Annotated in this window: 21 protein-coding genes and 1 tRNA gene; 7 read left to right on the forward strand and 15 right to left on the reverse strand. The window is 67.0% G+C overall.

What is annotated here, in order from left to right; translation table 11 throughout:
• Nucleotides 1-38: 38 nt before the first annotated feature.
• A complete protein-coding gene (locus CXR02_RS15535; RefSeq protein ID WP_104062809.1) occupies nucleotides 39-1,283 on the reverse strand; it encodes an MFS transporter in 1,245 nt (414 codons plus the stop codon).
• Between the two features lie 169 nt (nucleotides 1,284-1,452).
• Here CXR02_RS15535 and CXR02_RS15540 point away from each other — a divergent pair, with 169 nt between their 5' ends.
• Entirely contained in the window at nucleotides 1,453-1,902 is a 450-nt protein-coding gene (locus CXR02_RS15540; protein ID WP_104062810.1) for a MarR family winged helix-turn-helix transcriptional regulator, read from the forward strand.
• A 143-nt stretch (nucleotides 1,903-2,045) separates the two neighbouring features.
• On the opposite strand, the gene sucD is transcribed toward CXR02_RS15540, so the two are convergent.
• The 6 genes from sucD to CXR02_RS15570 all read right to left on the reverse strand — a co-directional run bounded on the left by sucD (nucleotide 2,046) and on the right by CXR02_RS15570 (nucleotide 10,060).
• Nucleotides 2,046-2,948, reverse strand: coding sequence for a succinate--CoA ligase subunit alpha (gene sucD / locus CXR02_RS15545; RefSeq protein WP_104062811.1), 903 nt, complete (start codon nucleotides 2,946-2,948; stop codon nucleotides 2,046-2,048).
• 11 nt (nucleotides 2,949-2,959) lie between these two features.
• Nucleotides 2,960-4,129 carry an ADP-forming succinate--CoA ligase subunit beta gene (sucC, locus tag CXR02_RS15550; protein WP_104062812.1) on the reverse strand — a complete coding sequence of 390 codons (1,170 nt, stop codon included), beginning with the start codon at nucleotides 4,127-4,129 and terminating at the stop codon, nucleotides 2,960-2,962.
• Between the two features lie 222 nt (nucleotides 4,130-4,351).
• Nucleotides 4,352-5,059: a hypothetical protein gene (locus tag CXR02_RS15555; protein ID WP_104062813.1), complete on the reverse strand. Its 708-nt coding sequence runs from the start codon at nucleotides 5,057-5,059 to the stop codon at nucleotides 4,352-4,354.
• Between the two features lie 18 nt (nucleotides 5,060-5,077).
• Nucleotides 5,078-6,445, reverse strand: a complete 1,368-nt coding sequence (locus CXR02_RS15560; RefSeq protein WP_146072560.1) for a glycosyltransferase — start codon at nucleotides 6,443-6,445, stop codon at nucleotides 5,078-5,080.
• A gap of 103 nt (nucleotides 6,446-6,548) precedes the next feature.
• The gene (gene pcrA, locus CXR02_RS15565) at nucleotides 6,549-9,116 is read right to left on the reverse strand and encodes a DNA helicase PcrA (RefSeq protein WP_104062815.1); all 2,568 of its coding nucleotides are present in this window, start codon (nucleotides 9,114-9,116) and stop codon (nucleotides 6,549-6,551) included.
• 98 nt (nucleotides 9,117-9,214) lie between these two features.
• Nucleotides 9,215-10,060, reverse strand: a complete 846-nt coding sequence (locus CXR02_RS15570) for an inositol monophosphatase family protein (RefSeq protein WP_104062816.1) — start codon at nucleotides 10,058-10,060, stop codon at nucleotides 9,215-9,217.
• Between the two features lie 32 nt (nucleotides 10,061-10,092).
• Here CXR02_RS15570 and CXR02_RS15575 point away from each other — a divergent pair, with 32 nt between their 5' ends.
• A complete protein-coding gene (locus CXR02_RS15575) occupies nucleotides 10,093-10,719 on the forward strand; it encodes a hypothetical protein (protein WP_104062817.1) in 627 nt (208 codons plus the stop codon).
• Here the strand turns inward: CXR02_RS15575 and CXR02_RS15580 are convergent.
• Nucleotides 10,716-11,495 (reverse strand): DUF998 domain-containing protein, encoded by a 780-nt coding sequence (locus CXR02_RS15580; RefSeq protein ID WP_104062818.1) that lies wholly within the window; start codon nucleotides 11,493-11,495, stop codon nucleotides 10,716-10,718. The genes CXR02_RS15575 and CXR02_RS15580 overlap by 4 nt on opposite strands.
• 83 nt (nucleotides 11,496-11,578) lie before the next feature.
• On the opposite strand from CXR02_RS15580, the gene CXR02_RS15585 reads away from it, so the two are divergent.
• From CXR02_RS15585 to CXR02_RS15595, 3 genes are all read left to right on the forward strand, one after another.
• A tRNA-Arg gene (locus CXR02_RS15585) sits at nucleotides 11,579-11,651 on the forward strand.
• 1 nt (nucleotide 11,652) lies between these two features.
• Entirely contained in the window at nucleotides 11,653-12,129 is a 477-nt protein-coding gene (locus CXR02_RS15590; RefSeq protein WP_181037255.1) for a DUF6314 family protein, read from the forward strand.
• Between the two features lie 47 nt (nucleotides 12,130-12,176).
• Entirely contained in the window at nucleotides 12,177-12,605 is a 429-nt protein-coding gene (locus CXR02_RS15595) for an NUDIX domain-containing protein (protein WP_104062819.1), read from the forward strand.
• A 67-nt stretch (nucleotides 12,606-12,672) separates the two neighbouring features.
• On the opposite strand, the gene CXR02_RS15600 is transcribed toward CXR02_RS15595, so the two are convergent.
• Nucleotides 12,673-14,586: an ABC transporter ATP-binding protein gene (locus tag CXR02_RS15600; protein WP_104062820.1), complete on the reverse strand. Its 1,914-nt coding sequence runs from the start codon at nucleotides 14,584-14,586 to the stop codon at nucleotides 12,673-12,675.
• On the reverse strand, nucleotides 14,583-16,247 hold the full coding sequence (locus tag CXR02_RS15605; protein WP_104062821.1) for an ABC-F family ATP-binding cassette domain-containing protein: 1,665 nt from the start codon (nucleotides 16,245-16,247) through the stop codon (nucleotides 14,583-14,585). The genes CXR02_RS15600 and CXR02_RS15605 overlap by 4 nt, the downstream gene beginning before the upstream one ends.
• Nucleotides 16,248-16,499: 252 nt before the next feature.
• Here CXR02_RS15605 and CXR02_RS15610 point away from each other — a divergent pair, with 252 nt between their 5' ends.
• Both CXR02_RS15610 and CXR02_RS15615 read left to right on the forward strand, forming a co-directional pair.
• A complete protein-coding gene (locus tag CXR02_RS15610; protein WP_104062822.1) occupies nucleotides 16,500-17,246 on the forward strand; it encodes a hypothetical protein in 747 nt (248 codons plus the stop codon).
• Nucleotides 17,243-17,980 carry a hypothetical protein gene (locus CXR02_RS15615; protein WP_104062823.1) on the forward strand — a complete coding sequence of 246 codons (738 nt, stop codon included), beginning with the start codon at nucleotides 17,243-17,245 and terminating at the stop codon, nucleotides 17,978-17,980. Before CXR02_RS15610 ends, CXR02_RS15615 begins: the two co-directional genes overlap by 4 nt.
• 268 nt (nucleotides 17,981-18,248) lie before the next feature.
• Here CXR02_RS15615 and CXR02_RS15620 read toward each other — a convergent pair whose 3' ends face one another.
• The 5 genes from CXR02_RS15620 to CXR02_RS15635 all read right to left on the reverse strand — a co-directional run bounded on the left by CXR02_RS15620 (nucleotide 18,249) and on the right by CXR02_RS15635 (nucleotide 24,865).
• Nucleotides 18,249-21,284, reverse strand: coding sequence for a glycoside hydrolase family 38 C-terminal domain-containing protein (locus tag CXR02_RS15620; RefSeq protein ID WP_104062824.1), 3,036 nt, complete (start codon nucleotides 21,282-21,284; stop codon nucleotides 18,249-18,251).
• Nucleotides 21,285-21,424: 140 nt separating this feature from the next.
• A complete protein-coding gene (gene fdhD / locus CXR02_RS15625; RefSeq protein WP_104062825.1) occupies nucleotides 21,425-22,336 on the reverse strand; it encodes a formate dehydrogenase accessory sulfurtransferase FdhD in 912 nt (303 codons plus the stop codon).
• A 126-nt stretch (nucleotides 22,337-22,462) separates the two neighbouring features.
• Entirely contained in the window at nucleotides 22,463-23,899 is a 1,437-nt protein-coding gene (locus CXR02_RS15630; protein WP_104062826.1) for a molybdopterin molybdotransferase MoeA, read from the reverse strand.
• Nucleotides 23,865-24,158: a DUF6457 domain-containing protein gene (locus CXR02_RS22445; RefSeq protein WP_056346664.1), complete on the reverse strand. Its 294-nt coding sequence runs from the start codon at nucleotides 24,156-24,158 to the stop codon at nucleotides 23,865-23,867. The genes CXR02_RS15630 and CXR02_RS22445 overlap by 35 nt, the downstream gene beginning before the upstream one ends.
• A complete protein-coding gene (locus CXR02_RS15635) occupies nucleotides 24,155-24,865 on the reverse strand; it encodes a molybdenum cofactor guanylyltransferase (protein WP_181037256.1) in 711 nt (236 codons plus the stop codon). Before CXR02_RS15635 ends, CXR02_RS22445 begins: the two co-directional genes overlap by 4 nt.
• Nucleotides 24,866-24,912 lie beyond the last annotated feature (47 nt).

A 24,912-nucleotide genomic window follows, 5' to 3' on the forward strand; every position in this document is an offset into this window, starting at 1 on the left:
GCTCTCCTGTTGCGGGTTGAGGATTGAGGTTTGAAGGTTTAGCGCAGGACGGCGACGGGCTCGGCAGCCACGCGTTCGCCGGAGGCGGCGTTGGCGTTGGCGCTGGCGCTGGCGTCAGAGGATGCGTGCCGGACGGCCCGCTTGGCTCCGACGGCGGCGATGATCATCACCACGAGCCCCAGCAGGGTGATGCCGGCCCCTGCCCAGATGGGTGAGGTGTAGCCGAGTCCGGCGGTGATGGTCACTCCGCCGAGCCAGGCGCCGAGGGCGTTGCCGACGTTGAAGGCGCCGATGTTGGCGCCGGACGCGAGGGTGGGGGCGCTGGAGGCGTACTTCATCACACGCATTTGCAGTCCCGGCACCGTGGCGAAGCCGAAGCCGCCCATCAGGACGATAGAGGCGACGGTGAGCGCCTGGTTGCCGGCGGTCAGGGCAAAGCCGACGAGTACAACCACCAGTACGGAGAGCACCACAACGAGCGTGCGGTCCACGTTGCGGTCCGCCGCCTTGCCGCCGATGGTGTTCCCGACAAAGAGGCCACCACCGAAGACGATCAGCAGCCACGGCACGGTGGAAGCCGCGAAGCCGGAGACCTCGGTGAGGGTGAAGGCGATGTATGTGAAGGCGCCGAACATCCCGCCGTAGCCGAGGATCGTGACGAGGATGGACAGCCACACCTGGCCGGAACGGAAGGCGCGCAGTTCACTGCTCAAGGTTCCGGGCGTGGTGTCCCCATGGCCGGTCTTCGGAACCAGCGCGAGGATGCCCGCCAGGGCGATGACTCCGATGACGGTGATGGCCCAGAACGTCGAGCGCCAGCCTGCCGCCTGTCCCAGCATGGTGCCGAACGGCACGCCCAGGACGTTGGCGGCGGTGAGCCCGGTGAACATGATGGCGATGGCGCCGGCCTTTTTGGTGGGGGCAACCATGTCCGCGGCCACCACGGCTCCGATCCCGAAGAAGGCACCGTGCGCCAGGGCGGCGATGATCCGGCCGATCATCATCATCCCGTAATCGGGAGCGATGGCGGAGACGAGGTTGCCGGCGATGAACAGCACCAGCAGGACGGCGAGGACGGGCTTGCGTTCGAAGCGGGTCACCGCGGCAGTCAGCACCAATGCGCCGACGACCACGGCAAGAGCGTACCCGGAGATCAGCCAGCCTGCCGTGGCCTCGCTGACCTGGAAGTCGGCGGCAACCTCGGGCAGTAGGCCCATGATGACGAACTCGGTGAGTCCGATGCCGAACCCGCCGAGGGCGAGGGCTATCAGGCCAATGGGCATGGGATGCTCCTTTTGAAAACTGTACGGAATGAGATAGGACGCGTAAGCTAGTAGTTGCAGACGCGTTATTTATTGTTGCACAAGCAGATACACCGCGCAAGCAACTATTATTGATTGTGCTCCGCCTCACGCCGCCAGGCTGTTGGAGCACCCGCGAGAGGAAAGACAGATGGGCATCAAGGACGACGCCGTGGAGGTCCGGGCACAGGGTTGGCGCACGCTCGCGGCGCTGCACGGCCTGATCGAGGGCGAGCTGGAACGCTCCCTGCAGGCCGAATCAAAGCTGTCAGTGGTGGAGTACACCGTGCTGGATGCGCTCAGCCGCCAGGACGGCTGGCACATGCGCATGCAGCAGCTCGCCCGCGCCACAGCCCTCAGCGCCAGCGCCACTACTCGGCTGGTCAACAGGCTTGAGGACCGCGCCCTGCTGACCCGGATCCTCTGCGCGGACGACCGCCGCGGCATCTACACAGAGCTCACGCCCAGCGGCATCGCCCTGCTGGAGGAAACCCGGCCCGTCCATGACGCCACGCTGGAGCGCGCCCTGGCCGAGGCCCAGGAGATTCCCGAGCTGGCCGCGCTGGTGGAGGCACTCCCCCGGCTCCACGCGAACGCATAGTTCAAGTACGACGGCGGACGGTCACCTTCCAGGAGAAGGTGACCGTCCGTCGTCGTACTTAACCAGAAACGCGGGGTCACTCCGTGCCCGATCCAACCTCTGGAACGGGCAGGGAGTGACCCCGCGTTGCTCTTACAGAAATACTAGAGCGTTGCGTAAACTTCGCGCAGCAGCTTGGCGGTCTCGGACGGCGTCTTGCCGACCTTCACGCCTGCAGCCTCGAGGGCTTCCTTCTTGGCCTGGGCGGTTCCGGCGGAACCGGAGACGATGGCGCCGGCGTGGCCCATGGTCTTGCCTTCGGGTGCGGTGAAGCCGGCAACGTAGCCAACAACCGGCTTGGTGACGTGTGCCTTGATGTAGTCGGCAGCACGCTCTTCGGCGTCGCCACCGATTTCGCCGATCATCACGATCGCCTTGGTCTCGGGGTCAGCCTCGAACGCGGCCAGGGCGTCGATGTGCGTGGTGCCGATGACGGGGTCGCCGCCGATGCCGATGGCGGTGGAGAAGCCAAGGTCGCGCAGTTCGTACATCATCTGGTAGGTCAGGGTTCCGGACTTGGAAACCAGGCCGATGGGGCCCTTGCCCGTGATGTTGGCCGGCGTGATGCCGACCAGCGCTTCGCCCGGGGTGATGATACCGGGGCAGTTCGGGCCGATGATGCGGGTGACCTGCTTGCCGTCGGCGTCAACCGTGGACTGGGCCAGTGCCCAGAACTCGGCGGAATCCTGGACCGGCACGCCTTCGGTGATGACTACGACCAGGCCGATGCCTGCCTCGATGGCCTCAACCACGGCGTTCTTGGTGAATGCCGGCGGGACGAAGACGATGGAGACGTCGGCGCCGGTTTCAGCCATGGCTTCCTTGACGGTGCCAAAAACGGTGATTTCGGTGTCGCCGTGCAGGACCGTGGTGCCGGCCTTACGGGCGTTGACGCCACCAACAATGTTGGTGCCGGCCTTCAGCATCAGGGCGGTGTGCTTGGTGCCTTCGCCGCCGGTGATGCCCTGGACGATGACCTTGGAGTCCTTGTTCAGATAGATAGACATGGTGCGTCCCTTTACTTAGCTGCGTTGGCGAGCTCGGCGGCCTTGTCGGCGCCCTCGTCCATGGTGGCGGCCAGGGTAACCAGCGGGTGGTTGGCCTCGGCCAGGATGCGGCGGCCTTCTTCAACGTTGTTGCCGTCGAGGCGGACTACCAGCGGCTTGTTGGCGGAGTGGCCCAGCTCGGCCAGCGCGCCAACGATGCCCTTGGCGACGGCGTCACACGCGGTGATGCCACCGAAGACGTTCACGAATACGGACTTGACCTGCGGGTCGCCCAGGATGACGTCGAGGCCGGCGGCCATGACCTCGGCGGAAGCTCCACCGCCGATGTCCAGGAAGTTGGCGGGCTTGACGTTGCCGTGGTTTTCACCGGCGTAGGCGACAACGTCCAGGGTGGACATGACCAGGCCTGCACCGTTGCCGATGATGCCCACGGAGCCGTCCAGCTTGACGTAGTTCAGGTCCTGCGCCTTGGCCTTGGCCTCGAGCGGATCTGCAGCGTCCTTGTCTTCAAGGAGGGCGTGCTTGGCGTGGCGGAAGTCGGCGTTCTCGTCGAGGGAGACCTTGCCGTCCAGTGCCACGATGTCGCCGGCGCCGGTCTTGACGAGCGGGTTGACCTCAACGAGGGTGGCGTCTTCCTTCTTGAAGACGTCCCAGAGCTTGAGGATCACGGCGGCGACCTTGCCGCGCAGTTCCTCATCGAAGCCTGCAGCTGCGACGATTTCGTCAGCCTTGGCCTGGTCGATGCCCACAGCGGGGTCGATGGCGATCTTGGCGAGCGCCTCAGGGCGTTCGACGGCGAGCTGTTCGATTTCCATGCCACCTTCTACCGAGCACATGGCCAGGTAGTTGCGGTTGGCCCGGTCCAGCAGGACGGAGAAGTAGTACTCCTCGGCAATGTCGGCACCCTGGGCAATCATCACCTTGTTGACGGTGTGGCCCTTGATGTCCATGCCCAGGATGTTGGTGGAGTGCTCAAACGCCTCATCGGCGGTCTTGGCAACCTTGACGCCGCCAGCCTTACCGCGGCCACCGGCCTTAACCTGGGCCTTAACGACAGTTACGCCGCCGATTTTCTCGGCAGCTGCCTTTGCTTCTTCTGGGGTGTACGCCACGATGCCGGCAAGCACGGGTACACCGTGCGCCTCGAACATATCGCGCGCCTGGTATTCAAACAGGTCCACGGTTTAGTGTCCTTCTACGTCGAAGTAGTTTCTGTACAGTCGGGCACCGCCGAAGACGATGACCGGGCTGCGGATTGCCTGCACCTGCGACCAGTCCGGAAACGGGCCCCACAGCGCAATGCTCCATTCGGAACTCTAGCCCTCTCAGAGGACCGGCCCGTTCCACACTACCGCTTATGTGAGTAACGACACTATTCTATGGAGCGTAGAAAAACGCCTAGATTACGGGGTTTTTGAGGCCTCCGCGGGTGCCGGGGAGGCTGTTGCCGCGTCCTTGGAAATAAGTTCGTAGCGGTCCCGGGCCACAAAGAATCCGACGCCGGCCGAGACGTTTCCGCACGCCACGCCGCCGTTATGGGCCGAACAGCGCAGCCCGTTCCGTTCCAGGTTCTGGCCCTCGGCGAGGACCCGCAGTTCCGTCAGCGGGCCGCTCTTGTTTCCCTTGGGTCCGTAGGCTGCCTCCATTTGTGTGACGCCGGAACGGCACTCCCCATACGTTGCCCTGTCCGGGCTGAGCAGCGCCGCTCCGCCCAGATAGCCCAGGCCGGTGCCGGCGCAGTCGTCCTTGATGTCGCCCGCGGCAGGCTTGGGGTATCCGGCAAGCTCGCAATGCGCCACCGGGACGGTGGCGAGCTTGTTGTTGGCCGCATCACTGAAGCTGTTCGACTCATACGGGAGGTCAAGGTGTTCCCCACGGGCCGACGTCAGGGAACACACAATGTTCCGGTCCTCCGTGATGAAGGACAGGACGTCCCCGCTGGCCCTGAACGCGGCGGGGTCGGCCAGCGCTGCCTGTTCCAGTTGCTCCATGGCCGGCAGCGGCGGCGGGGCCACATAGCCCGGGTCCTCGGTGGTGATGCTGCAGGCAGTGCCTGCCAGCAGGAAGAAGGCGGCCAGGATCCCCAATACAGTCCGTCGCATGGCCTCCATTATGCCCCGGCAGCGGTCTCAGGCCGTCGGGCGCGTCCCGGCGGCCTCTACGACGGCGGCAGCAGCTTCGGCGGGATCCTCGCGGTCGAACTGCTCCCGCATCGTCCGGGCGCGGGATTTCCAGCCAGGATCCGCCAGGACCTTTCGAACTGCACCGGCTATGTCCGCGGGCTTGGGTGACTCCGTCCTGAGGTTAATGCCGACGCCGGCGTGTTCCACCCGGGCGTTAACATCACTTTTGCCCTCGTTGATGCCCGAAACCACCAAGGGAACCCCCTTGGACAGGCTCAGCTGCACACCGCCGAATCCGCCGTTGGTGATGAAGACATCCGTGAAGTCAAAGACCTCCGCGAAGTCCACGTAGTCCCGGACCACCACGTTGGGCTGCGTGTACCGGGCTTTCAACGCTTCGGTGCCGTGCCCGCCGGTTGCCACGATGACCAACGCATCCATGTCCTTGACCGCCTCAAGCGACGGAACGATGAGTTTGTCCTGGTCAAGGTTGTCCACTGTTCCTTGGGTGACAACGAGCGTTGCGGGATAGGACCGGGGAAAGCCGCCGTCCCCACCGGAACCGGATGCGGCCTCACCGGAACCGCCGGTCGCCTGGCCAGGCGACCGGTATGGCAGGAGCGCCCCGACGTAGTGCACTTTGGCATTGACCCGGCGCCGCGGGAAATCGAGGGATTCCGTGCCGGTCTGGATAATGGCGTCCGAGCACCGATAGGGTTCGTCCGTCAGCCGGCCTTCCCGCGGAACAGGCTGGCCGTAGGCGGCATGCTGCCGGCGGTAGCTCTGACTGGCAGGCCGAAGGATGACCTTGTCGGACAGCAGGCCCGCCAGGCCTTGGACCGCCTTCTCCGCGGGATTGCGGGGCGGCCGGAACCCGAAGAAAAGCGGCGGGACCTGCGGGTCGCTTTCCATGTTGGGGATCGCAACAAAATTCACCACCGACTTGCCCATCAAGTGGGAGACGAGCCGGTGAATGAACATGGAACTGTCCGCCACAAGAACGTCGAAGGGATTCTGCTGCGCGACCTCGCGGATGTCCTCGAAGAAGTGGCTGACGTTGCTGGCGAAAATTTTCTCGCCGTCGAAGCCGATGGCCCGTGGGCCCTTGAGCTTGGCCCGCTCCGGATAGAGCTCATTGAGGTTGTCCGCGCGGTGCTCGATGGCCCTGCGGAAGGGGAAGTGCTGGATTCCCAAGCCGGCGAGCCTGTCCGCATAGACGGGACCCGTGTACCAGGCCACCTCGTGGCCGCGGTCCTTGAGCCGCATCGCCACGCCCGTCATGGGGTTGAAATGGCCGTCAATGGCCTGGCTGGCGAACAGGATCTTCACAGTGGTGCCCCCGAATCTGCTGTGCTCAAGTTCTGCTGTGCTCAAGTGGCCTGCGCTGCACCGGTTCCCCGGCTACCGGCTGTTTCCCGGGTACCGCGCGTTCCTGAACTGTAAGCCAGCCGCGGTGCCCGGACAAGGGCAGGCGTGGTCAGGCGTCGAGCTTCGTGAGTGGCGCGTAGCGGAGCAGCAGTCGCTTCTCGCCGACGCTGAACTTCACCTTGGCCACTGTCTTGTCCCCCGCGCCTTCCAACGCCAGCACCGTGCCGTTGCCGAAGCTGGTGTGGTTGACCTTGTCGCCCACACTGACGGCCACAATCTCCTTCTGCGGCTGGACCCGGTTCTTGGCGATGGCCGCGGGAACGTCCGCGTTGAAGCCCGCCGAGGAATCGGCGGCCGCGCCGCGGGACGTGCCGGCGCCCCAGAAGGATCCGCCGTAACGGCTGGACCCGATCGACGCGCTGCTGCTCCCCCACCCGCCGGGCTGCCGGCTGGTGCCTTCGCGTTTCCACTCCAGCAACTCGGCGGGAATTTCCTCGAGGAACTGGCTGGCCGGGTTGTACTGGCTTTGGCCCCACATGCTGCGGACTTCGGACCGGGTGACGTAGAGGCGCTTGCGCGCGCGGGTCAGGCCCACGTAGGCAAGCCGGCGTTCCTCGGCGAGTTCCTTGGGGTCCGTGGCCGAGCGCTGGTGCGGGAACAGCCCGTGTTCCATGCCCGTCAGGAACACCACCGGGAATTCGAGCCCCTTGGCGGTGTGGAGGGTCATCAGCGTGACCACGCCGAGGCGTTTAGCTTCGGCCACGGCGGCGTCGATGTCCGCACCCGGCGCATCCGGGATCTGGTCCGCGTCAGCGACCAGCGACACCTGTTCCAGGAACGCGCCCAGGGAACCTTCCGGGTTCTCCTGTTCGTATTCACGCACGCCGGCGACGAGTTCCGCCAGGTTCTCCACGCGGGACTCGTCCTGTGGATCAGTGCTGGAACGCAGCCCGGCGAGGTAGCCGGTCTGTTCCAGGACTGCTTCCAGCGCGGCGGCGGCGCCTGAACCGGAGGCAACCTCTGCGAGGTCGTCCAGCAGTTTCACAAACCCGAGGACGGCGTTGACGGAACGGGTGGCCATGCCGGGAGCCTCTTCAGCCCGCCGGGCGGCGGCCATGAACGACATCCGTTCGCGCTCGGCCAGTGCGGCCACTGCACCTTCGGCGCGGTCACCAATGCCGCGCTTGGGTTCGTTGAGCACCCGGCGCAGGTTGACGTCGTCGTCCGGGTTCACCAGAACGCGGAGGTACGCGAGGGCGTCCTTGATTTCCTTGCGGTCGTAGAAGCGGGTGCCGCCCACCACCTTGTACGGCAGGCCTACCCGGACCAGCACATCCTCAATGGAACGGGACTGCGCGTTGGTGCGGTAGAAAATGGCAACATCACCGGGGCGGAGGTTGTCCTCGTCCTGGAGCCGGTCAATCTCCTTGGCAATGAACTGGGCCTCGGCGTGCTCGTTCTCGCCCACATAGCCGATGATCTTGTGGCCCTCGCCCTCGGCGGTCCACAGCCGCTTGTCGGGGCGGTTGGGGTTGCGTGAGATCACGGAGTTGGCCGCGCTGAGGATGTTCTGCGTGGAGCGGTAGTTCTGCTCCAGTTTGATGGTGCGGGCTTCCGGATAGTCCTTTTCGAACTCCACGATGTTGCGGATGTCGGCGCCGCGGAAGGCGTAGATGGACTGGTCGGAGTCGCCGACGACGGTGAGCTCGGACGCACCGGGGCCCTCCCCCACTATCTCGCGGACCAGGGCGTACTGGGCGTGGTTGGTGTCCTGGTACTCGTCCACGAGGACGTGCCGGAACCGCCGCCGGTAGGAATCGGCGAGCGCCGGGAAGGCTCGGAACATGTAGACGGTCTCGGCGATGAGGTCATCGAAGTCCATGGCGTTGGCCTGGCGCAGCCGCTGGGTGTAGCCCTTGAAGACGTCAGCCACGGCGGACTCGAAGGGATCGTTGTAGTTCACGGAGGACGAGTATGAATCGGCGTCGATGAGCTCGTTCTTGAGCGCCGAGATCTTGTGCTGGATGGCCTTGGGCGCGAACTTCTTGGGGTCCAGGTCCAGGCTCTTGGAGACCTGGATGACCAGCCGCAGCGAGTCCGCGGAGTCGTAGATGGAGAAGTTCGACTTCCGGCCGACGTTCGCGGCTTCCTGGCGCAGGATACGCACGCAGGATGAGTGGAACGTGGAGATCCACATGATCTTGGCCCGTCCACCCACCAGCGCCGCGATGCGCTCCCGCATCTCAGCGGCGGCCTTGTTGGTGAACGTGATGGCCAGGATCTCACCGTGATGCGCGCGGTGCGTGGCAATGAGGTACGCGATCCGGTTACTGAGGACGCGGGTCTTTCCCGAGCCGGCGCCGGCCACAATTAGCAGGGCGCCGCCGGCGTGCTTGACGGCCTCCTCCTGCTGCGGGTTAAGCCCCTCCAGGAGTTCCTCGGCATTCGGCCGGTGGTGGGCCGGCTCGCCGTTGCCGTCATGAGAGGGCGCCTGGTTGGCCCAACCGCCCGTGCGCTGGGCGCCCTGTTCTGCTGCGTGTTCGGACCCGCCGCCAGGCCCGCCGCCACCGAATTCGGCGGCCGCGGCAAGGCCCTCCGGGCGCGACTTGGTGCGGGCGGAGGCTGGCGCGGCGGCCTTGAACGGTCCGTCAGAGTACGGGTCAAACAACATATCCATGGTGCCTACAAGTCTAGGCGGTAGGGCTGACAGTCAGGTCCAGCCTGTGGATAACACCGTGCTCCGCACCCGGGAAGCGTGCAAAATGCGGCCCGGACTCAGGCCACCGAGCCCGATTCGAGGGCCGCACGCAACTCCCGCACCGCCGTCGTGCCTCCCGCCATAAACCAGTCCAGGCCGTTGATCCGGACCGTGTCCGTAGCGCCGCCGGCGGCGCGGACGATCGCCTTGCCCGGCAGCCAGTCCCATTCCGGGCAGCTGTGCTGGAACCAGCATCCCAGCTGGCCATCGGCCACCCGGCCCAGGTCGCAGGACCCGGAGCCGAACATCCGCAGCGCCGCGGCGGAGGTGGCCGCAGCGTGCCAGGGCATGGCGCAGAGCGGATCCATCAGCCAGGTGGGGTGGATGTAGGTGGCTGCGCCGAGTTCGGCGAGCGCGGTTGCGTTGCGCGCCCCGCCGCCCTGGACAGCCCCTGTGTCCCGGTAGGCGGTCAGCACCTCGCCATTCAGCGTGGCCGCGTGGGCCGTGCCGCCGAGCCAGAGCTTGTCCTCCTCGGGCTGGAAAATCGCGCCGAGCAGCACATCGGACGAGTCCTTCAGCGCGAGGGCCGAACACCAGTACGTGGACCCGTGCAGGAAGTTGTAGGTGCCGTCCACGGGGTCGATCACCCAGGTGCGGCCGCTGGTTCCGGCCACCGCGGCACCCTCTTCGCCCACGATGCCGTCCTCCGGCCGGCAGCGCTGCAACTGCCCCAGCACGTAGGCTTCCGCAGCGTGGTCGGCGGCGGTCACCACGTCGGAGATGGAGGTTTTCTGCTGGGACTGCAGCCCGGCCATGCGCATCAGGAGCGCCAGTTGCCCGGCTTCGCGCACCAGCGCGGATGCCAGCTGATAGTCGTCCAGGGCGGGGTCAAGTTCAAGGGCGCTGTGCCGGCCAGTGGTCATGGACCCAGTTTAGGTGGCGGGATAATGGTGCCATGGCCAAAACCCCAGCGCAGCGGATCAAGAAGCACGGCTCCAAGGCGGCTGTTCCGCAGCACAGCCTCCCGCCGGTCATCAACCCCTCCACCAGCCGTTCGCCGCAGAAGGCCCAGAGCAACACCAACCTGATCCTCATCGCGGGCGTGACAGTGAGCCTGTTCCTGTTCTGGTACGTCCACCTGCTCACGCTCCAGCAGCTCACCCAGCTCTCCGGCGGCCTGGCCATGCCCGACTCACTCGTGGGAGGTTTTGACGCCGGCTACGTCGGCCAACTGAACGCCGCCATGGACAACGACGCCCGCGGCCAGCTCAACTACGTCCACAAGACAGCCGGCACCCTGTTCCCGCTCATTTTCGGCTTCACGTGGCTGCTCCTGATCGGGACCAATGTCGCCAAGAAGGCCCTCCGCTGGGCACTCTGGGCCCTCCCGCTGCTGTTTGTGGTGGTCCGGCTGTGGGGCAATGTCGCCATCGACGCCGCGCTGGGATCGGAAACGGCCGACGCCGGCCAGGTCGCCTTGGCGTCCGGGCTCACCGTTGCCGGGTGGGTGCTGTTCGTCGTCAGCCTGCTGGCCGGGGCTGCGGCTGTGTTCCTGCGCAGGAAGCCCGCGAAAGCCGGCTAGGCCCGCGCCGCCCCAGTAACCCTGGCGGCCCCAGCAGCGCGCTGCTCCTTGCGGTGCCGGTGCATACGTTGGGCGATCACCAGGCCCGCCGCCGCCACGCCCACGGTGACCGGATAACCCATCAGCCGCTCCAGGGTGCCCGGCTCCGGAACATCCAGGCCTGTCAGTCCGCCTGTGACCAGCGCGGCGAGGGACACCAGCCCGCACACCAGCACGAACCACCCCAGCGGAGTCTGCCGCAGCCATAACACCCCCAGCAGCAGCAACGCCAGCGCGCCGGCCAGGAAGTACATCAGGGCCCCGGCGAAGTGCCAGCCGGAGCCGACGTCCTCCGGCACCAGGCCCACGATCATGGTCCCCGCACCGGCAGTACCGGTCAGGACCCGCACGGCAACCGCCGCCTGCCAGGGTTTCCGGCGCCCCGGTTGGACCCGGGCCCCTGCCCGGGCGGCGACACAGAGCAGCCCGGAACCCAGCAGCAGCGCACCGAGCAGCATGCCCAGCCCCTGGACCACAAAGGAGGCGTTCATCAGCCAATGCAGCGGCGAACACACATCCCGTCCGTCGTAGATCCCGCAGTGAAGCGCGCCGAGGTCGCTGATGTATCCGGTCCGGCGGTCGTAGGGCTGCGGCCCGCCCCAGGCACCGATCACGGCCGCTTCCGCCACAAAATACTGCAGGACACTCAGGACGGACCAGGCGCCGATGTACTGGCGGGTCGAGGCGGTGTCCGGGAGGTAGGCCACGGCGGGAGCGGACGACGGGGCTGATCTCATGCCAAGAGCGTAGTACGGCCTCCCACCTTGTATGCTTGTATCCGTGTCCGGACGGACCGGCCCTGCCGGACCAGCGGACACGCGCCCTCGTAGCTCAGTGGATAGAGCACGGCTCTCCTAAAGCCGGTGTCGTTGGTTCGATTCCAATCGAGGGCACTTGAATCTTCCTTCCCCGGAGTTCGACCTCCGCGCCTACCTGCTCGGCCCCTCGCCGGCCGGGAACTTGCCCGTTGAGGGAAACTGGGCCGTCGAACGGCAGCTACTGGACCGGTCCACCGGCACCCACGGAACCTATTCCGGCGTCGTACATTTTTCCCCCGCGGACGACGGCGGCCTGGCCTTCCGTGAGGAAGGCACCATGCGCTGGCCCACCTTTACCGGCCCCGCCTTCCGCGAATACCTCCTGAAACCCGCCGACCGGCCCGAGGCCCTGGACGTGTTTTTTGCCGACGGGCGGCCCTTCCACCGGATGAGTTTCGGCCCGGAGGCCAACCTGGACCAGCACTGGTGCGATCCCGATACGTACCGCGTGGCCTACACCTACGAAGGCCCGGACAACTTCAGTTACACGTGGGATGTGACCGGCCCGCGCAAGGACCTGCTGCTGACGTCCGCCCTGAAGCGGCAGGTCTGAAGCGGCAAGTCGGAGCCGGCGAGACTGAACACGCTAGGCTCGGAACCGTGAAATCCCGCATTATTGTCTCCGCCGTCTGTGTCTTCGATGACGCCGGCCGGCTCCTGACCGTCCGCAAGCGCGGCACAAGCATGTTTATGCACCCGGGAGGCAAGCCCGAAGCCGGCGAAACCGCCGTCCACGCCGCTGCGCGGGAACTTCAGGAGGAAGTGGGGATCGTGGTGGATCCGCGCGAGCTGGAGCTGATGGGCGTCTGGATCGCCGACGCCGCCAACGAGGCCGCCACGGACATCGAAGCCACGGTGTATACCGCACCCGGAACCTGGACCGCGCACCCCTCGGCTGAGATCGCCGAGATCCGCTGGCTGGACCTGGCGGCGCTGGACCGGGGCGCGCCGCTGCCAGCGGACCTGGCCCCGCTCCTGACGGACCACATCCTGCCGGAACTTGCCGCGCTGCGCCCCGGCCCCAAGTAGGTAGCAGTAGGTGTCGTTTTGAGGGCTCAAAACGACTTGCTGCTACCCAGTTGGGGAAGGCTGAGCCCTAGTACTCCGGAACGGCTTCCGCTGCCACGGCCGTGGCCTCGGCGAACTGCGTCTGGTACAGCTCGGCGTACCGGCCCTCGGCCGCGAGCAGATCGGTATGGTTCCCGCGTTCCACGATCCGCCCGTCCTCGACCACCAGGATGACGTCGGCGGCACGGATGGTGGACAGCCGGTGGGCAATCACGACGGCGGTGCGCCCCTCGAGCGCGGCGCCCAGGGCCGCCTGCACGGCGGCTTCGTTGGTGGAGTCGAGTGCGGCGGTGGCCTCGTCGAGGATGACCACCCGGGGCTGGGAAATCAGCAGCCGGGCGATGGTGAGGCGCTGGCGTTCACCGCCGGAGAGCCGGTAGCCGCGCTCCCCCACCACGGTGTCCAGGCCGTCTGGCAGGGACCGGATCATGGTTTCCAGGCGGGCCTGCCGGATGGCATCCCACATGTCCTCTTCCGTGGCGTCCGGCCGGGCAAGCCGGAGGTTGGAGGCAATGGATTCGTGGAAGAGGTGTCCGTCCTGGGTGACCATCCCCAGCGTGTCCCGCAGGGAATCGAAGGTGGCGTCCCGGACGTCCAGCCCCGAGCCGGGCAGAGTGCCGCCGAGCCGCACGGCGCCGGAATCGACGTCGTACAGCCGGGAAAGCAGCTGCGCGATAGTGGACTTTCCTGCACCGGAAGAACCCACCAGGGCGACGGTCTGCCCGGGTTCCACCCGGAAACTGATGCCATGCAGCACCTCTTCGCCGCCGCGGGTGTCCAGCGTGGACACTTCCTCGAGCGAGGCCAGCGAGACCTTGTCCGCCGAGGGGTAGGCGAAGCGGACGTCGTCAAACTCCACCGAAACGTTTCCCGGCGGGATGGCCACGGCGTCGGGCTTCTGCTGGATCAGGGGCTTGAGGTCCAGGATCTCGAAAACCCGCTCGAAGCTGACCAGGGCGCTCATGATTTCCACGCGGGCGTTGGACAGGGCGGTGAGCGGGGCGTACAGGCGGGTCAGCAGCAGGGCCAGCACCACAACGTCGCCCGCGGCGAGCTGACCGCCGATGGCCAGCCAGCCGCCCAGGCCGTAGACCAGTGCCAGGGCGAGCGCGGACACCAGCGTCAGCGCGGTGACGAAGGTGAACTGCAGCATGGCGGTGCGGACACCGATGTCCCGGACCCGTCCGGCGCGGACCGCGAACTCGCGGGATTCCTCGTCCGGCCGGCCGAAAAGCTTCACCAGCGTGGCGCCCGGCGCGGAGAACCGCTCGGTCATCTGGGTGCCCATGGCCGCGTTGTGGTTTGCCGCCTCACGCCGCAGGTCCGCGAGCTTGGAGCCCATCCGGCGGGCAGGGATCAGGAAGATCGGCAGCAGGATCATGGCGAGCACGGTGACCTGCCAGGAAGTCCCGAGCATTACGATCAGCGTCAGGATCAGGGCCACCACGTTGCTGACTACGCCGGACAGCGTGCCGGCGAAGGCGGACTGCGCGCCGATGACGTCGTTGTTCAGGCGGCTGACCAGGGCGCCGGTGCGGGTCCGGGTGAAAAACGCGATGGGCATCTTCTGCACATGGTCAAAGACCCTGGTGCGCAGGTCCACGATCACGCCTTCGCCGATGTTGGAGGACAGCCAGCGGCTCACGAGCCCCAGGCCGGCTTCGGCAACGGCCACCACGGCGATCAGCAGCGCCAGCCGGATCACTTCGTCCGTACCCGCCTTGGCCACGATGGCATCAACCACCTGGCCGGCCAGCACGGGCGTGGCCACGGCAAGGAATGCCATCACAATGGACAGCGCCACAAACGCGATCAGCTTTGTCCGGTGCGGGCGGGCGAAGCCCAGGACCCGTTTCAGGGTGGCCTTGGAGAAGGGCCGGGAGCCGTTCTTGGCCCGGGAGATGTTGTACAGGGAGTGCCAGGCGACGCCGTCCATGCTCATCGCTGTTCCTCCGTTGCGTCTGCCATCAGTTCAGTTACCGTTCCGTTGTCCACATTCCACCGGACATCCAGCCGCACGTTCTCGAGCAGCCTCCGGTCATGGGTTACTAACAGCAAAGCGCCCTCATAACTTCCCAGCGCCTCTTCCAGCTGCTCGATGGCGGGCAGATCCAGGTGGTTGGTGGGTTCGTCCAGGACCAGCAGATTCACCCCGCGGGCCTGCAGCAGCGCCAGTGCGGCGCGGGTGCGTTCGCCCGGCGACAGGGAATCCACGGGGCGGGTGGTGTGGTCCGCCTTCAGCCCGAACTTGGCCAGCAGGGTGCGGACCTCCGCCGCTGTCAGGTCCGTGAGCACGGCTTCGACGGCGTCGGCAAGGTTGAGGTGGCCGGCCAGCAGTCCGCGGGCCTGGTCAATTTCGCCGATGGCCACCGAGGCACCCATGGCGGCGTTGCCAGCGTCGGGCGCCTGCACGCCCAGGAGCAGGCGCAGCAGCGTCGACTTGCCGGCTCCGTTGGGGCCGGTGATGCCGATCCGCTCCCCCGCGTTGAGCTGCAGGTTCACCGGGCCCAGCGTGAAGCTTCCCTGCTTCACGACGGCGTCACGCAAGGTGGCCACCACCGCACTGGACCGGGGCGCCTGGCCAATGGTGAACTGCAGCTGCCATTCCTTCCGCGGCTCCTCCACCACGTCCAGCCGGGCAATCCGGGATTCCATCTGCCGGACCTTCTGGGCCTGCTTTTCCGATGACTCGGTGCTGGCGGCCCGGCGGATCTTGTCATTGTCCGGGCTTTTCTTCATGGCGTTCCGCACGCCCTGGGAGCTCCACTCACGCTGCGTCCGGGCACGGGAGACCAGGTCTGCCTTGGTGGACGCGAACTCCTCGAACTTTTCCCTCGCGTGGCGCCGCGCCACCGCGCGCTCCTCCAGGAAGGCCTCATAGCCGCCGTCGTAGACCGCCACGGAATTCTGCGCCAGATCCAGTTCCACGATGGTGGTCACGCAGCGGGCCAGGAACTCGCGGTCATGGGACACCAGCACCACACCGCCGCGCAGTCCCTGCACAAACGCTTCCAGTTTGGCCAGGCCGGCCAGGTCAAGGTCGTTGGTGGGCTCGTCCAGCAGCACAACGTCGAACCGGCTGAGCAGGAGCGCCGCGAGGGCCACGCGGGCGGCCTGGCCGCCGGAGAGCCCGGTCATGGGGGCGTCCGCGCCGGTGTCCAGCCCGAGGTCGGCAAGGACGGGCGGGATGCGTTCGTCGAGGTCTGCCGCGCCTGAAGCCATCCAGCGGTCAAAGGCCAGCGAGTAGGCGTCATCGGCGCCCGGTGCGCCGGAGCCCAGCGCCTCGGCGGTGGACTCCATCTCCCCGGTGGCTTGGGCGCAGCCGGTCCGGCGCGCGATGTAGCCGGCCACAGTCTCTCCGGCCACGCGCTCGTGTTCCTGCGGCAGCCAGCCTACAAAGGCATCGGAGGGGGCGAGGCTGACGCTGCCGCCCTGGGGCTGGTCCACGCCGGCCAGCAGGCGCAGCAGGGTGGACTTGCCGGCGCCGTTGGCGCCCACCACACCCACCACGTCGCCGGGGGCCACCGTGAGGGAAAATTTGTCGAACAGCGTCCGGTGGTCGTGGCCGCCGGAAAGATCTTTGGCAACAAGGGTTGCAGTCATAGGTTGGTCCATCCTCTCGCCACCGCCCGGCCGGAGGAGCCCGCCTGAATCGGCCCGATACTGCGGTGAATCCGCAATGTGCCGCCCCGAAAAGTGCCGGGGCACTAAAGAGCCCGCCGGTCCGGACTTGGGGGGTGTACGGACCAACGGGCTCGACCATCAAGCATAGTCGACTCAGGACCCCGCACCAAACTGCCGCCGAAAGGTCAGGCTAAAATCAAAAGGCAATCATCCGTTCAGCAGAGAGCCGATATGCCAATTCCTGCCAAAGCGTTCCAGCGCTGGCTGCACGGCATCGCCCCCAACACGAGCACGTCCGACATCTGCCGCGTCTCCGGCATCAAGCGGACCACGCTTGCCCAGCAGCTTGTCCGGGGCAAGGTGGCAGAGACTACGGTGGTGAGCATCAGCCGGGCGTACAGCGTCAATCCCGTTTCGGCGCTGGCGGCGTTCGACGCCTACAGCCAGCTCACGGACACGCGCCCGCCCAGCAGGTCCGAACTGGTCAGCCAGATCTCCACTCCGGACCTCCTGCGGGCAGTTTTGGCCCGTTCCGCCGCGGACCCGGGCGGCGTGCCGGCGGCAGCCGCGCCGGCCGGTTCGTCCGTGTTGGAGCCGGCCCCGCACGCCACTTCGGTCAAGAACTGGGTGGAGGCAATCGACGACGGCGAGCTGCGGCACCGGGTCTCCGCCGCCACCGGAATCGCGCCGCAGAACTATTCGGCGCAACTTACCGCAAACCGGCTGGCTCCGGAGCTTGCGGTTGCCACCTCCCTTGCCGCCGGCGTCGCCCCGGCCAGCGGCCTGGTGGCCACCGGGCTGGTCACGGAGGCGGAGGCCGGCTGGCCTCCCGGAGCCCGGCAGGCCGCCCTGGACAGCCTGTCCGACGCCGAGCTGACCACTTTGGCCGGTGACCGGCTGCAGACTCTCGGCAGGGCCCTCCGCCGGCAGGAACATGACCACGAGAAAACCGAAAAGATCTGGGAGAACCTGGGATGATCGAAATCCTGCAGTGGTCCACGCTGACTGTCTGCGGCCTGGTGACCGTCGCGAGGGTTCCCAGTGCCGCGAGGGGGAGGAACCGGACACTCTTCTACATCTTTGCGCTGATGACTCTCGCCATCCTGCTCAGCATCCAGGCACCGTACCTTGCCATCGACCAGGCGCTCGGCGGTGTTAATGTGGCCAACCTCCTGCTCCGCTTTGTCATCTTCGCCGCTATTTTCTTCGTGGGCATCCGCGTCACCCGGGGCTTTGGGGCCGACGACGCCTACCGGCTGCTGACCGGACGGATCGGAATGGCTGTGCTGGGCCTGACCTCGCTGATGGTGGTGGTTGTGTTCGTGATGATGGACACTGCGGGGTCCTCCGCGGGCATGGGCTCGGTGTCAGCCAAGGACGCCCGGCACGGCCTGCTGGTTGAGTACTACGGGGCCGCAGGCCGTGCCTACCCTGCGTACGTTTCGCTGGTCCTGCTGCCTGCCATGGTGCGGGCCTGCCGGAGCACTTTTCCGCTCTTGGTCCGGGTAGCGGCATTCCTGCTGGCCCTCGGAGCGGTTGCCATTGGCGCGAGCCTGTTGTTCCCAGTGCTCCCACCGGCGTTGGGTTCAGTGGAATTTGTCATCAACTACACAGCAGTCCTATGTTTTGTCATCGGGCTGGCGCTGATCTGGGTAGCCAAGCTGCGGTCCGGGCAGAATGAGCCGAGACAAAAGACTTCTACTGCAAAGTAGCCTTCAAACTTTCACAAAATCATTAGACATGGCACAATCATGAATGTGTGAAGTTAGGCACCGGCGTTTGCGAACGGGGATAGATTCCTGGACGCCGGGCCTGTTGAGTCTTTGCATGCTTTGGGGGGATGAGTGGTGGCGGGCCGTTGGGGACCGCCCCCACTCAGCCATTTAACGGCCAGGTCCGCTTCCGTCGCGCCCGAGTGCTGACCCGCCCGAGTGCTGGTGCAACCGCGCGCTGACCGGACAGCTGGCATCCATGCCGCACCTAGCGCGCGAACCTCAGGGTGACCAGCTGGAACGGGCGCAGCGAAAGCTCCACCGACTGCTCTGCTGCGGCAGTGTTGACGCCCGGCGCGTTGGTGGCGCGCTCCAGCAGGTCCGTGGCCAGGACGGCCGTGACCGGGAAGTTGGCCGTGAGCACGCCGGCGGACCGCTGCCCCAGGGACTCATAAAGGCGGACCACAACGTCACCGGAGCCGTCTTCGGCAAGCTTGACCGCCTCGATGACCAGGGCCGGGTTGTCCACGGCGAACAGCGGCTCCACACCGCGGGCGCCCTTCACCAGCCGGGGTACGAGGTTCGTGCGGTACCCCTCCTCCACAGCGTCGGCGATCCCGGCTCCGGGGCGGATGGTCACGGTCAGTTCCTGGTGGCCGCGGTCCGCGGTCGGGTCCGGGAACTTCGGTGCCCGCAACAGGGAAAGCCGCACCGAGGTGGTGGTCCCGCCGTCGGAGTCCCGCACGCTCCTGGTGACATCGTGTCCGTAGGTGGCCGCGTTGGAAATCGCGACGCCGTAGCCGGGCTCGGCCACGTGGATCCAGCGGTGCGCGCAGATCTCGAACTTGGCGGCCTCCCACGAGGTGTTGACATGGGTGGGGCGGAAGACATGGCCGAACTGGGTCTCCGAGGCGGAGCGGTCCGCCCTGACGTCCAGCGGGAAGCCCAGCTTGAGCAGCTTCTCGCTCTCCTGCCACTCAACGGCTGTGGTAATGGTGAGGGAGCAACTGCCGGCATCCAACGTGATCCGCTGGGTGAGCGGTGACGAGCCGGCAACCCGGTCCACCACCACAACAGCACGGGTTCCGGTCTGCTCCAGCCGGATGCCCTGCGCCGCCGTGAGGGCGGTGACGTTGCGCCGGTAAAACTCGTCGATGTCCCACGCGTCCCACTCGTTGGGCGTGTCCCGGTGCAGTTCCAGCAGGTTGCCGCGCGCTCCGGGCGCGATGGCTTCGCGTCCCGTGGCGTAGTCGGTGAGGGAGGCCAGCAGGCCATCGGCATCCAGGACGGCCCGGATGATGCCGTTGTCCAGCACATAACCGCCATCCACAGGAGTCGCCTGAACCGGCTGGCTGGCCAGCGGAAGCTCTGCGGCGGCCAGGGCCGGAACGCCGTTGCGCGCGTGCGGTGCGGCGTTGAGCAGGAAGGTCCGCGACCCCTCGCCGAGGAGCGCGGCCGCTGCCTGCGCTATGAGGTTTTCGAGGCTGGCACTGATCGCGGCGTAGTTGCGTTCCGCGTCCTGGTGGACCCAGGCGATGGAGCTGCCGGGCAGGATGTCGTGGAACTGCTGCAGCAGCACCAGCCGCCAGAGCCGCTTCAGCTCTGCTGCCGGGTACTCGAAGGAACCGGCGCCGCGGACAGCGGCGGTGGCACACCAGAGTTCGGCCTCGCGGAGCAGGTGTTCGCTGCGCCGGTTGCCGCGTTTGGTCTGGGCCTGGCTGGTGTACGTGCCGCGGTGAAGTTCCAGGTACATCTCGCCTACCCATACCGGCAGGGAGGAATACTCGCGCTCCGCCTGCGCGAAGAAACTCTCCGCGGAGCCCACCCTGACCTTGGGCGAGCCTTCGAGGTCCGCGGTGCGGCTGGCGGCAGCCAGCATTTCCCGCGTAGGCCCGCCGCCGCCGTCGCCGTAGCCGAACGGGACGAGCGAGGTGTTGCCGCGCCCGTGGTCGCGGAAGTTCCGCTCGGCGTGCGCCAGTTCGCGTCCGCTGAGCTCGGCGTTGTAGGTGTCAACGGGCGGGAAGTGCGTGAACAGCCGGGTTCCATCGATGCCTTCCCAGTTGAAGGTGTGGTGCGGCATGCGGTTGACTTGGTTCCACGAGATCTTCTGCGTGAGGAACCAGCGGCTGCCGGCCGCCTTGACGATCTGCGGCAAGGCCGCCGAGTAGCCGAAGGAATCCGGGAGCCATGCTTCGCGGCATTCGACGCCGAACTCGTCGAGGAAGAAGTTCTTGCCCTCAATGAACTGCCGGGCCATGGCCTCGCCGCCGGGCATGTTGGTGTCCGACTCGACCCACATGCCGCCCACCGGGACGAACTGCCCGGCCTTGACCTTTTCCCGGATCCGGCTGAAAAGTTCCGGGTAGAACTCCTTCATCCAGGCGAGCTGCTGGGCTGACGAGCAGGAGAACACAAAGCCCGGATCCTCATCCATCAGCGCCACCACGTTGGAGAACGTCCGGGCACATTTGCGGATGGTTTCACGCACCGGCCAGAGCCAGGCGGAGTCGATGTGGGCGTGGCCCGTAGCCACGAGCTGGTGGGCGGAAGCGTAGGCGGGCCTGGACAGGACCTCAGCCAGGGTTGCCCGCCCGGCTGCGGCGGTGCCCGGGACGTCGTCGGGATCCATCTGGTCCATCATGCGCTCCAGCGCACGGAGGATCTCATGGCGCCGCGGCTGCTCCGGGGAGAGTTCGTGCATCAGCCCGGCGAGGGTCCAGATGTCCTGCTGGAGTTCCCAGACTGTCTGGTTGAGTTCGGCGATGGCGATCCTGCCCAGCCGGTACTGCGGCGCCGTGCCTGCCGTTACCTTGTCCCCGTACGGTGTGGCGGCGAAGGTCCAGCCCTGCGCCATGTCCGGGTTGGCGGCCGCTTCAACGTAAAAGTCTACGGACATGCCGCTGCCCAGGAGCTTCAGGGGAATGTACTGGTTCCGGGGCGAAATGGCCTTGATGATGCTGCCGTCCGGGCGCCAGGCGATTCCCTCGCACTGGAATCCGGGGGCTTCGTTGATGAAGCCAAGGTCCACCACGATTTCCACCGCGGTGTCCGGGCCGGTGCCCCAGGCCTCCGGGACGTCGCCCTGCAGGCGCAGCCACTTGGTTCCCCACGGCTGGCCCCAGGCAGCACTGTGTTCCTGCGGCGCGAAGTGATTCCGCAGGGCTTCCATCACGGACACCGGCTCGCCGGGCGCATCCCAGCTGCTCAGATTCAGGGGAACGGTGCGGGCGTAAACGGCGGGAATGATCCGCTCGCGGACAAACCGGTCCAGGCGGACTTCGGTGATCCGGCGGTCGTCATGCAATGTAAACCCTCTTAGGTGCTTGAAACTGGAGTACTCGAATCCGGACCAAACGCGTCCAATCGATGGATAAAATCTACCGGCTGGTAGCTCAATAGCCAAGCGTCACCGGAAATCTTCGCCGAAGTGTGCTGGCGCCGTTTTTATCCCGGCGCGTTCGCGCATAACTCTGCCGCTTCCTCCCCCGGAACCGGCGCGGCGGGCAGCGTAATCCTGCGCTGTCCAGCGTAAATATTCAGGCTGGTGCCCCGGCTGAATCCTGCCAGGGTCATGCCGCTGGCCTCCGCCAGCTCCACCGCAAGGCTCGACGGCGCACTCACTGCCGCCAGCACGGGAATGCCCGCCAACGCGGCTTTCTGGACGAGTTCAAACGACGCGCGGCCCGAGACCTGCAGGACCAGCCCGGCCAGCGGAAGCAACCGCTCCCGCAGGGCCCAGCCCACCACCTTGTCAACGGCGTTGTGGCGCCCCACATCCTCGCGGAGGCACAAGAGCTGCACGCCGCCGTCGTCCGTTATGCGGAAGAGGCCCGCGGCATGCACTCCGCCGGTGACGTCAAAAACGTCCTGCGCTTCGCGGAGCCGCCCGGGCAGGGACGCCAGAACGTCAGCGGGCACGGTCAAAGGATCCGCCGCCGGGCTGAAATGGGAGGACTTGCGCACTGCCTCGATCGAGTCCGTGCCGCAGATACCGCAGGAGCTGGACGTGAAGACGTTCCGACCCTTCGCCGGGAGTTCGACGTCGGGCCGCAGCTGGGCTTCCACCACGTTGAAGGTCTGGACGCCGTCTTCGTCCTCGCCGGCGCAGAACCGCAGCGACACCAGCTGCTCGGGAGCCCAGATGATCCCCTCGGACACCAGGAATCCGGCCACCAGGTCAAAGTCGTCCCCGGGCGTGCGCATGGTCACCGAAAACGACAGCGCACCGATCCGGATTTCCAGCGGCTCTTCAACGGCGAGGACGTCCTCGCGGTGGCGGACCGGGAACTCAAGGGCATTGGGCGAGCCATCCAAAACATACTTGTGCACCTTGCGGCGCTGCGTCACGCGCCCCATCAGCGAACCGCCAGACGGTCTTGAAGGGCCCCGTGGACGTTCCGGACCTGCCGGCTGGCGCTGTTCATAGGTCCATCATTGCACCACTGGCCGGGCTGTGGCGTACGTGGTTCCGCAGCACGGCGCCTACCCCAGCAGGGCACTCCAGTCCACCGGACCGGCGGGCTTCGCAGCGTCCTTGCCAGCTGCCCGGGTGGCCGGCTTCGCGGCGGGCCGGCCCTTGGGCTTGGTACCCGGCTGCGCGGGCGCGGGCACCGGCGGCCCCCACGGCAAAGCGAACGCCGGGACTGGTTCGCCCAGCTGCACGCCATGCGGCGGAACAACCATCACACCGTCCGCCGACGCCAGTCCGCGCATCATCCCGGGACCCGTGTGCTTGGCCGGTGAGGCCATCCCGTACAGCAGGCGGAACGGCATCAGCCTGGTCCGGCCCGGCTCCGGCTCGATAGTGGTGCCGCACGGGACCTCCTGCACCGGCGGCAGGGTGCCGTGGCCCAGCGCCGCCAGCAGCGGTTCGCCCACCGTGGACAGAGCCATCATGGCGGCCAGCGGGTTCCCGGGGAGCCCCAGGACAAAGCGCCCGTCGGGGAGCTCGGCCAGGACAGCCGGATGGCCGGGGCGCATGGCGATGCCGTCGATGACCAGCCGCCCGCCTAGTTCCGCCACGGCCCGGCGAAGGTGGTCGGTGTCCGAGCGGCCCGTACCGCCCGTGGTGATCACGACGTCGGCAGGCAGCGCGGAGGGGTCCGGCACCTCCGGCGGAAGGTCGGCCAGGCCGTCCAGCCACTCAGCGTAGGAATCGCCGATCCGCTCCTGGCCGCCGTTAATACCGCCGAGCATTTCCACAACGGCCGCGAGCTGCGGACCGAAGGTGTCCCGAACCTGTCCGGGGACCGGCAGCCCGTGGGCCACAACTTCGGAGCCGGTCAGCAGGAGCTTAACCACCGGCTTGCCCTGGACCAGCAGGTCATCGTGCCCGGCAAGCGCCGCGACCGCCAGCTGGGCCGGGTTCAGCGTTACACCGGCCTTGACCAGCACCTCCCCCGCTGCCGCTTCCTCGCCGGCCCTGCGGATATGCTGGCCGTTCCCGGGTTCGCCGGGGCGCGCAGTGCCGCCGGTCATCAGGAGCGGCAGGCCGTCGTCGTCCGTTCCAAGCACGGCACTTTCGCTGCGCAGGACCGCTTTGGCGCCGGGCGGGATCAGTCCGCCGGTGACGATGGGGCTGGCCTGGTGGGGTGCCAGCCGCTGGCCTGCCTCTGCCACGATCCACGGACCGCTGCCGTTGACGGCCCATCCGTCCATCGCAGACGACGCGTAGTGCGGCATGTCGTGCAACGCGGTGATGTCTTCGGCCAGGACCCTGCCCAGGGCTTGGCCCAGGGGAACCCGGCCCGGCGGAATCGGCGTGGCGATATCAAAGGCGGCCTTGCGCGCCTCTTCCCAGGTGTGGGCTAGGTGCTTTGCCGGGGCTGTCTGCTGCTCGGGATTTTCGGATACGTCGCCGGGGGCGGCGGTCACTGAACGGGAGTCATTCGACGGGGGTCCCGGCGGATTCGGCGTCATAGTCAGCAGCCAGGGTGCGGGCACGGTCCATGGCAGCGGTCATGGCGGCGGCGTTGGTGGCCTGCCCTGCTCCCGCAGCCAGGCCGGCGGCGAAACCGGCAATAAAGGTGGTGAGCGGGGCGGCGGGGCGGACCACTGAGTGGGCTGCCACGCCGGCCAGCGACAGGATGGTGTTGACGTCGATCTGGACGTCCTCCAGTTCATACGCCTGGAGCAAGGACCTGCACCATTCTTCCAGCGTCTCTTCCTGGCTTTTCACGCTCTGCCTCCCAAATCGTCTGCGGCAGTGTTGCCCCGGAACCCGGCTAAGGGATCCGGACCGGCCACTCCAAGTGCGGCGGCATCGTCCCAGGTGTCCACGTCTGCCGTGGAGCCGGCCGGAACGGCGACAAGCTGCACGTCCAGACTAGCAAGGAGTGCCCTCACCGAACCGTTGATTAAGCGTCCTGTGCTTTCCAGTTCCGCCACGGAACGTTGTAGCGCGGCTGTGCTATAAAAACCGACCAGCGGCTGACGGCGGCCATCCTCCGAGACGGCCACCACGCCGTCCGGTGCCAAGCCCGCGGGCGCTCCGGCGGCGGGTCCTCGCGCACGCAACGCAGCCTTCAGCGCCGCCACCGCCTGCCCCACGTTGGGCATGTCGCAGGCCAGCACCAGCGTCAGCCCGGGGCGGCTGCCACCCGCGGAGGACAGGGCCGCGAGCCCGGCCGCAATGGCCGCCGCGGGACCGCTAAAGGGGGGTTCTTCGCGGCAACGGAGAAATCCGGCCGGGATTTCGCCGGCCGGCACCTCCCCGGTGTCCGGACCAACCACGACGGCGGCCCGGGCTCCCCTCGCAGCGGCGGCGGAGCGACGCAACAGGGAGTCGCCGTCGTACGTCAGACTCTGCTTGGGCACGCCACCGAGCCGCGACGAACGGCCGCCGGCGAGGATGACGGCATCGAAGGCGAGGGGGTCAGCGTCCACCCTCCCAGCTTAACCGCGCAGACCGGAATGCTGCGCCGGGCTGGAAC

Source organism: Arthrobacter sp. 4R501, assembly GCF_002929755.1.
Taxonomy (GTDB): Bacteria; Actinomycetota; Actinomycetes; order Actinomycetales; family Micrococcaceae; genus Arthrobacter.